The 8909-nt window shown below is 36.2% G+C and carries 7 protein-coding genes and 1 pseudogene; 2 read left to right on the forward strand and 6 right to left on the reverse strand.

Annotation, left to right across the window (positions count from 1 at the left end):
• Positions 1 to 110 precede the first annotated feature (110 nt).
• Positions 111 to 464: pseudogene (locus ACP6PM_RS36690) on the forward strand (IS701 family transposase); the annotation flags it as partial.
• Positions 465 to 872: 408 nt separating this feature from the next.
• On the opposite strand, the gene ACP6PM_RS36695 reads toward ACP6PM_RS36690, so the two are convergent.
• The 6 genes from ACP6PM_RS36695 to ACP6PM_RS36720 all read right to left on the reverse strand — a co-directional run bounded on the left by ACP6PM_RS36695 (position 873) and on the right by ACP6PM_RS36720 (position 7404).
• Positions 873 to 1733 carry a M48 family metalloprotease gene (locus ACP6PM_RS36695; protein WP_426591817.1) on the reverse strand — a complete coding sequence of 287 codons (861 nt, stop codon included), beginning with the start codon at positions 1731 to 1733 and terminating at the stop codon, positions 873 to 875.
• Positions 1734 to 2438: 705 nt separating this feature from the next.
• A complete protein-coding gene (locus ACP6PM_RS36700; protein ID WP_426591818.1) occupies positions 2439 to 2768 on the reverse strand; it encodes a hypothetical protein in 330 nt (109 codons plus the stop codon).
• A gap of 352 nt (positions 2769 to 3120) precedes the next feature.
• The gene (dcm, locus tag ACP6PM_RS36705; protein WP_426591819.1) at positions 3121 to 4389 is read right to left on the reverse strand and encodes a DNA (cytosine-5-)-methyltransferase; all 1269 of its coding nucleotides are present in this window, start codon (positions 4387 to 4389) and stop codon (positions 3121 to 3123) included.
• A gap of 41 nt (positions 4390 to 4430) precedes the next feature.
• A complete protein-coding gene (locus tag ACP6PM_RS36710) occupies positions 4431 to 4670 on the reverse strand; it encodes a hypothetical protein (protein ID WP_426591822.1) in 240 nt (79 codons plus the stop codon).
• Positions 4671 to 4787: 117 nt separating this feature from the next.
• Positions 4788 to 5411, reverse strand: coding sequence for a hypothetical protein (locus ACP6PM_RS36715; RefSeq protein ID WP_426591823.1), 624 nt, complete (start codon positions 5409 to 5411; stop codon positions 4788 to 4790).
• 637 nt (positions 5412 to 6048) lie between these two features.
• Positions 6049 to 7404, reverse strand: a complete 1356-nt coding sequence (locus ACP6PM_RS36720) for a glutamine synthetase family protein (protein WP_426591820.1) — start codon at positions 7402 to 7404, stop codon at positions 6049 to 6051.
• 470 nt (positions 7405 to 7874) lie between these two features.
• On the opposite strand from ACP6PM_RS36720, the gene ACP6PM_RS36725 reads away from it, so the two are divergent.
• Positions 7875 to 8492 (forward strand): class II aldolase/adducin family protein, encoded by a 618-nt coding sequence (locus ACP6PM_RS36725; RefSeq protein WP_426591821.1) that lies wholly within the window; start codon positions 7875 to 7877, stop codon positions 8490 to 8492.
• The last annotated feature ends 417 nt before the right edge of the window (positions 8493 to 8909 follow it).

Genomic DNA, 8909 nt, shown 5'->3' on the forward strand with positions numbered 1-8909 from the left:
TAATAAAAATTAAAGGTTTTCCAAAAAATAAAAAAGCGAGTGCGTAATTCTGAGGTTTCCATTTCCTGCGGAAACGCTTCGCGAACAGAATGTAAGACGCACTCAAGACAGTCAAGCTATTCTGGGCAACTATTTCTACCAATAGGACAGAATATATTGCAACTAATGATTTATTTCAAGCTTCAGTAGATGCAGTAGAGTTTGAATCTCAAACCAGATGGAAAATTGAAGAATTTCACAGAGAAATTCAACAATTAACAGGTATAGAATTCTGTCAATGTCGTATGAGACAAATTCAGAAGAATCATATATCCTGTGCAATGTTAGTCTGGAATTTTTTAAAAAGATTAGCAGTGAAAATAGGAAAAACTATTTATCAAGTTAAACGTGAATTACTCTCAGATTATCTGATACAAGAGTTGCAAAAGCCCACAATAAAATTCAGGGCTATTTTTATTTTATAGGTGTTTTTGTTACTTTTGAATGAATGGCAAAAATCTGGAGGCGATCGCTTAAAAAATTGTAGCGATCGCCTAAATTAGTAGACGCTATATATAGTGTCTTTGCGTAAGTCCTGATAGTTTCAAACTTTAGATGTGAAATAATTTCCTGAAGTTACTGTATAGTCAAAGTTTTGAGCCTATAAAATCTTACTTTTTACTTTTGTATGGGCGAATGGCCATTCACCCATACGACTTTTGATATCAAATCCACTTGATTCGGTATAAAAAAATGTTCACTTCACGAGCGCTATTGCTAAATCTTTCTAGCTCTCCCCACACGCACCACACTCCCCACCCTCCCCAAACTCTTATTATCTAATTACACCAATGCTACCGGATTTGATATGACTTCCGTGAAACGGTATGACTTCAGCTATATCCCAATAATTTTTGCTCTAATTCTAACAATTTTTCAATCCGCGCTTCTGTGGATGGATGGGTAGAAAATAAATTTGCCATCATTCTACCGGAAAATCCATTGATAATTAATAATGGTGCAAAAGCAGGATTAGCATTTAATGGCATTTGTCGAGCGTTTTGGTCTAACCGTTGCAAAGCTTGAGCTAGAGCGCGAGGGTTACCAGTTAAGTTACCAGCTCCTGCATCAGCAGCAAATTCGCGAGTTCGAGAAATTGCCATTTGCACGATACTTGCAGCTATCGGAGCTAATATGATGGTCAATAATATCACTACTGGGTTAGCTCGGTTTTCGTTTCTTGAACCCCCACCAAACCACATCGAATAACTAGCTATTTGAGTTAACCAAGATATCCCACCTGCTATTGTAGCAGCTACTGCTTGAGTAAAAGTATCGCGATTTTTGATATGACTAAGTTCGTGGGCAATAACTCCTTCAAGTTCATCCTCTGGTAAAATTCTCATAATACCTTCGGTGACTGCCACTGCTGCATGATGGGGGTCGCGACCTGTAGCAAAAGCATTAGCAGAAGCAGTAGGAATAATATAAACACCTGGCATAGGTAGACCTGCACGATCGCAAAGTTTTTCTACCATTTCATATAATGCAGGTGCTTCTGCTTGATTTACTGGTTGAGCTTTATAAGCTGCCAGAGCAATTTTATCTGAGAAAAACCAGGAACCTAGGTTCATTATAGCAGCTAAAAGTAGACCTATTGTAGCACCAGTTGTGCCACCTATTAACCAATAACTAACTGCAACTAATAAAGCGCTAAGTATACCTAACAAAGCAACAGTTTTTACTAAGTTCATAAAGGCTGCCTCCTTTCAAGGCTAATGGTTGCTATTTATATTATCTGGTGGTTTTTAGTTTTTTATGATTTCCATTTCATTGTAACTTTGACACTCCACGGACTAAAGTCGCGTGGATTCGTGACTAGGAGCTGTAAATCGGGTTAAAACCACGATTTCCACATTGCTCGAAACGGCCACATTGCCAGCACCGTACCGTAGTAAGAATGCACTACTTAGCTCACAAGGCGGTGCCAATTGCCACTACTCTCTCCGGTCTAGCGACCATTAAGGCTACTTTTTAAGTTGTTGGTTGATTCACTCGCTCTGAGTTACAACGTGCTGTCTAACGGCTGGAAACAGAGTGCTGGCAAGCACCGAGCCACCTTTTCGGCTAGCTACCCTTTAACTGAAGCGTCCACTAGATATCGGGCTTTCACCATGATTCAGAGGTCTTAGTGTCTTTGTCTTTGGACTTAATTATAACACAAATTTTGACTACATAATTAATAATTATTAATTATTAATTAAATAATTCAGGTTAAAAGCCTCCCCAATAAAGGGGAAAAAGCGGTCGTTTGCGCAGCAGTCCGTTAGGATGGGATGGCGAGGTTTCCTAGCCATATCCAATCGACCAAGAGAAAAGAAATAATATTTCCTTATATTCAATTCCCGTACGGTTTTAACCAGAGGTAATTATCTATTAATGAATCCCCTACTCAAGATTTATTCCATTTCAAAATGATAACTGGTATGGCTGCCATTTGGATATAAAAAAGTACAGACTACTGCTACTTCTGGATTATAATTGTTCATCAATTTTTCTAAACCCATTTGTTGCCAATCAGTAATTATTGATGGGATTTGACTAATAGGTTTAAACTTCACTTGCCAGTCTGCTAAAACTGTACTATTTTCCTCTAATTGTCTAAAAATTATTACCGTACCTTTTTCCGCAATTTGTTTATATCCTTCAGAGGCGATCGCTGCTATTTTTTCTGCATTTGCTTCGATTACTGCTAATTGTTCTGCTTTTGATTCTAGAGAGTTTTCCATTATATTTATCCTAAATAGGGAGTAGGGAGTAGGGAGTAGGGAGAAATAATTGATGATTTCTGTACGATAATTGATTTTATTTTTTATTATTGTAGATGTTTATTAATTAAACTACATTAATCTGGAATCTGCTGTATCATAATTATCAGTATGCTAACTTAATTAGATGCCATTATTTCATTGCGACTGGAACGGAGTGGAAGGAAGCAATCTCCAGTAGATGAACCACATTAAAAAAATGATAACCCTGTAGGGACGTTGCATAACAAAAATGCGAACGTCCCTACTTTGTGGTCTACTAATCATAAGAGGTACTGAATAACTGACAACTGAAATGACCGCTGCTTTAAAATTAACTTTCTTTATAAATAATGTTCAGTAATAATTCTTTAGCTACGGCTTTAACTACATTAATACTTACAGAATTTCCCAATTGATAATAAGCCTTATTATGGTCAGGATGCAAAATAAAATTATCTGGAAAACCTTGTAATCTTGCAGCTTCCCTCGGAGTAATTTTTCTGACTCTATTTTGATGATAAATTCCCAATCTATTAGCATCACTAGCCACCAAAGTTACAGAAATTTTATCTGGGTCTAAAAACTTGTAGACTTCAAAAGAAAAATTTCCAGCCACTGGCTTATATTTGGATTCGACTATTTGCAGATAATTTTTACTTACTAAAGAATTGAGCAAAATATCCAACTGAGGATGAGGAAAAAAACTAGCTATTTGCTCCTGACTCAACAATTTACCATCTTGATGTTTACCAAATTGACTATTTCTCCGTTTCAAAATCAAACGGTTCATTAATTCTATTTCTTCAACACTACATTTTCCTCTTAATCCCAACTCCCAAGAATGAATAGAATTTCCACCCCGATAATCAATTAATCTTATGCCATGTAATTTATTCAAGTATCCATTTAATCTTTGTTTTAAAGCTGCAACAAATTTTTCCGAACAATTATATTTTTCATCTGGATTATCTTCCAAAATATCTGCCACGGTTATAGATTTTTTTAGAGGATAAAATAAAGATAATTGTTGGGGATGATAAGAATGAGAATCTTTCGGACCTGGGTCAGAAATTAAGTTAAATTTTGGCGTACTATCTAAAACTCCTAGTATATAAATCCGTAGACGATTTTGGGGTAAATCAAAATTCGCGCTATTCAGTAAAAATATGTCAAAACTATAGCCTCTACTTTTAATTTCATGTTTAATAGTTTCGATAGTTCTACCTCGATCATTAGTCAGCAAACCACGGACATTTTCAAATATAAAAGCGTGGGGTTTGTATGTATCTATTAATCTGGTAATCTCAAAAAAAAGCGTACCTCTAGTATCCCCAAATCCAGCTTTTTTTCCAGCATAAGAAAAAGATTGACAAGGAAATCCAGCTAATAATATTTTATGGGGTGGTAACTTTTCAATTTTACGGATATCTCCTAAAGGAAATTCAGCAAAACTTTTTTCATAAACTAAACCAGCTTCAGGATTTATTTCACTACTTAATACACATTCAGTTTCAATGTTTAAATATTCGGCTGCTTGTGCAAAACCTAATCTCATCCCACCAATGCCAGCAAATAAATCAATAAAGCGAATTTTGGTCATTTTTTAATTGTTATAAATAGTCTGTAAATTGTCCAGTTTTTTCAATCACTATTGTTTTCTAAATAATTTCTCAAAAAATCACAAAGAATTGACAACTCATTTTTAGACAATGCTACAGTGCAGTGGCTATGCAAACAAATTGTTTGTAAAGCTGACTGTCTTTGAAAGTTTCCTGCTCCATCTATAACATAAGCAATTTTGTGACCTGCCGCTTCAACTTGTTCGTAACTAGCTTTTGCTTGTTCTCCTTTACGTTCAATAACACTATTAGACCTCTCCAGAAAATAAACTTGCTCTTTATTTAAGACAAGCTATAGTTGTAAAATTAACTCTCCAAAATCATTTTTCGTCTCTTTTTCGTGAAAATATATTCCCTGTTAAGTGTTAAGTGTTAAGTGTTAAGTGTTCCCTGCTAGCCGCAAAAAATCTATATCTTTTTCACGCCTATGTCTATTAGTAGTCACTTGAAAACTTACTTCTATAGCTACATATTTATGGTTTTTTGTGACTATAATATCAAATGAAGTTAAGCGTCCTGTAGTTTGGTCAGTATGAGTTACATTAGATAAGGTAGCATCAGATTTGACTTCAATTCCAATGATTCCAATTTCATCTTTTATGTACTGAACAACAAATTTTTGGGCTAGATGACCTAAAGCATTAGATTTTGCACCTCCTGTAATACTACTAACCCAAATATATCGCTGCTTAATAAAACTATCTAATTCAATAGGTTTACCTAAATAATCACCAATTTCACATCTTGCTAAAATTGAAGCAATTTCTTGATTAGCATTACTATAGGAACTTCTAAATAAAAGAAGCGCTATAGCATCTTTTTGTCTTTCATCTAAAGAATGTTTTACAAAAAGGTCTTTTCCATTAATTTTAAGAGTTTGATTACTTAAAGTTTTTGTAGGTAAGGCTTGAAACTTATAAATGCGCTGACTACTTTTCCAGTAATATTTCATTTCTTCATTAGGAAACAAAATTTTAAACTCTATACTTCTACGTTTGAGTATTTATCCTCCAAAGTCAGCCATAATAACCAAATGCTTAAAACAGGACTTACGCATAACCGCCATATCTAGTTAACAGCCGTTAATATCAAATCCGGTTGAATAGTTATTATATGGTTGGGGGAGATGGGGAGATGGGGAGATGGGGAGATGGGGAGATTGAAAGCTTGAACTAATTATAGAATTATCAACATATATTATATAACTGGATTCTATATAACCCCTACAAATGGTGTATAATTCCACCTTTCGCATAAGTCCTGTTAAAAAATAATTTTCCTGACAAAAGTATAGCGAAAAAAGCAGTAGAAAATATCATCTATAGTGCTTTACAGCGATTTTGATTTCGATAGAGCACAGTAGGGATGTTGCATGCAACATCCCTACAAGGTTTTGCTTATGGCGATGTGGTTCATCAATCAGCAAAAGCGCTGTAATATATCCCACACCTCTAGTCCCCTCACACTTCCCACACTCTCTCTAGCATTACCATGCACCACCACCCGTAGCTATGATTTTTTTTTGCATTGTAGAAACCAGGTTTGTCTTAGGTTTCTTAGCATACTGACATCTGTTTCCAACAAACCCGGTTTTTCATAACACTCCCGCATTTCATAGCTCAATTCACCAACGCACTTTTTCAATATCTAGACAACAAAGTCTTCACCTCTTCCTCTATTTCCATATCCTTCATCGCTTCCCACTCGGCGCGACGAACACCAATAAACGCTTGAGCTAATTCAGACCCCAAAGCATTTTGCAGAACATCATTATTAAGTAAGTGAGCGATCGCTTCTCCCAAGAAACTAGGTAAAGCATCTATTCCCCGCGCCTCTCTTTCTGCGGGAGTAAAATTTCCTGGGTCAACTGCCACAGGTTCGCCAACATCAAGACCCCGGTTAATGCCATCTAAACCAGCTACTATCACACTTCCCAGACCTAAATAAGGGTTAGCAGAAGCATCCACAGTTTTCAACTCAAAATGAGTGGGAGACGGTGGGGCAAAATTACTCGGCACCCTAACAGCAGCTTCCCGGTTATCTAAACCCCAAGCACGAAAGGCACCACTCCAGAAATGGGGGCGAATGCGACGATAAGAATTAACGCTTGGAGTTGTCAGCGCCATTAAAGCAGGCAAATGCTCAAGAATTCCAGCAATGAAACTACGAGCAGTTTTGGAGACTCCCCCTATTCCATCTGAGTCAGGAACAATATTTTTCTCTCCTTCCCACAAACTCAGATGTAAGTGACAACCACTACCTGCTTGGTCAGCAAAAATTTTCGGCATGAAGGATGCGGTGAGTCCATGTTTGAGAGCTACCCCCCGCACTGTTTCCCGAAAAATTATTTGTCTGTCAGCAGCTTGTAAAGCGTCGCTATAACGGATGGATATTTCCTGTTGACCAGGACCTGACTCTGGATAATACCTTTCCACTTGAATTTCTTGAGCAGTTAGAGCATCCGCAATGTCGTCAATTACAGCGCAGTTAATATTCATCCCCAAGGTAGAGGCAAAAACTGTATTATCTGTGGGAGTGATACTATCAGAGGTAGATTTGAGTAAGTAGAATTCGTTTTCAAAGGCGGCCTTTATTTGTAAACCTGCTTTTTCAGCAGTAGCGATCGCTCGTTTGAGAAATGTACGGGGACACAAAGACCAGGGAGAGCCATCTTTGAAGATATCCCCAAGTAAGCTGGCGTGAGTAGGAGCGTAGGGTAATGTATGGAGGGTAGACCAGTCGGGAACTAACCAAGCTTCCCCTACAGGAGCGAGACCTGTTTCAGAAATTACCGCATCGTACATGACTGGGAATGCTTGTTGGGCAACTGTAATACTGACTCCTGTGTAGAAGTGTTCTGGTAATACGTCAATATGGAATGCTTTGGAGCGGATGATATTGGCGTTGTCACAGAAAAGAACGCGGACGAATTTTGTACCGTTTTTTTTGAGATGTTTAAAAATGTCTTTTTGTTGATTTTGTTTTTTGCTTTTCATGTTTTTAAGTTAAGTTACTTCAAGAGATTATGATTTTTATTTGATACAAACTCTACTATATAGCAATTCTAAATAGGTTGTAATATTTTATCGTAGAGGTTTAGGGTTTAGTTTCCAAACCCGATCGGAAATGGTATTTGGAAGTAGGCATTCAACTATTAGCAGTCAGTAATCAGCTTTTTTATGTCAAATTTAAAAACACATTTTCAGTTAATAGCTAAGGTCTTCAAATATGCTTTGAACTATACTTGAGCATGGTAATTCAGTTTTTCAATAATGGAATTTTACTTCATTTCCTATGAAGCTAATGGCTGATAGCTGACGGCTGAATGCTTACATTTGGAAACTAAACCATTACAGCTTTTTTCACAAATCATTTAGGATTGCTATATAACTAATTTAGTTAACTACCTAGAAAAAATTAGCCATGGTACAATTAATTTTTATTGTTGTTTTTAATTATTAAATTTATGGTTATGGATGAGGGAGTAATTAAATATCATTGTCATTGGATAAAAGGAGAATCTGTGGCGAGCCATCAACTCACTGACTTAATGAAAAAACGCGACTTAATGTGTTCCTTGGGATTAATTGGGGTTTACGAAAATGGGATTGGTTTTGGTAATGTCAGTCAGAGAATAAATAATTCCGATCGGTTTATAATTTCTGGGACTCAAACCGCTCATTTCTCAACTTTAAAACCGGAACATTATACGGTAGTTACTGATTTTAATATTGAGGAAAATAGTCTAACTTGTTGCGGACCTGTTAAGGCTTCTTCTGAATCTTTAACTCATGCTGCTATTTATTATTATCGACCAGAAATTATGGGTATTATTCATATTCATAATTATCAGCTTTGGCAAGAACTTATGTTTAAAGTTCCTACTTCTAATCCAGATGTTCCTTATGGTACTCTACAAATAGCAAAAGAAATGTTTCGTTTGTTTGATGAAGAGAATTTAGGAGTAGAAAAAATATTAGTAATGGCAGGTCACGAGGATGGAATTATTTGTTTTGGCAAAGATTTAGATGAAGCTGCTAATATTTTGTTGAATTTTGTAGATACAGAAGATTCAAGTATATAAAGTACAAATATTAATTAGGGCTTGCTGATTAAATTTAAAAGCATTTACAGATAAAGGTTTGAGCTTTTTTAGGTCTTTAAAAAGTACCTAGTTTTCAGCCATTTATGCTCAAAAAGTTAGCATTTTGGGCAAGAGTTGAGACAAAAAATTACTCCCCTACTCCCCTACTCCCCTACTCCCCCGCTCCTTAAAAAAAGACTTTTTCAGCAAACCCTAATTATAACCTCTGTGGTGCAGACATCTTGCACACCAGAGTTGTACCTCACTGAATTTAATTCTAAAGTATGAGACTTTCTTTATTCCTGACCACTAAATTAATTCAGAATATTTTCTACTCCAACCACATTTCCTATTCTTGCCTCCTCAATAATTATTCTATATTGTAATCTCCATTGCAAAGCATTAGAGATAGTAATA

Origin of the sequence: Dapis brunnea BLCC-M229 (assembly GCF_050015995.1) — a bacterium.
Taxonomy (GTDB): domain Bacteria; phylum Cyanobacteriota; class Cyanobacteriia; order Cyanobacteriales; family Microcoleaceae; genus Trichodesmium.

Excerpts from the sequence above, each read along its gene's own strand:
- ACP6PM_RS36695 (WP_426591817.1), bottom strand. The coding sequence starts at position 1,733 with ATGAACTTAGTAAAAACTGTTGCTTTGTTAGGTATACTTAGCGCTTTA.
- ACP6PM_RS36700 (WP_426591818.1), bottom strand. The coding sequence starts at position 2,768 with ATGGAAAACTCTCTAGAATCAAAAGCAGAACAATTAGCAGTAATCGAA.
- dcm (WP_426591819.1), bottom strand. The coding sequence starts at position 4,389 with ATGACCAAAATTCGCTTTATTGATTTATTTGCTGGCATTGGTGGGATG.
- ACP6PM_RS36720 (WP_426591820.1), bottom strand. The coding sequence starts at position 7,404 with ATGAAAAGCAAAAAACAAAATCAACAAAAAGACATTTTTAAACATCTC.
- ACP6PM_RS36725 (WP_426591821.1), top strand. The coding sequence starts at position 7,875 with ATGGTTATGGATGAGGGAGTAATTAAATATCATTGTCATTGGATAAAA.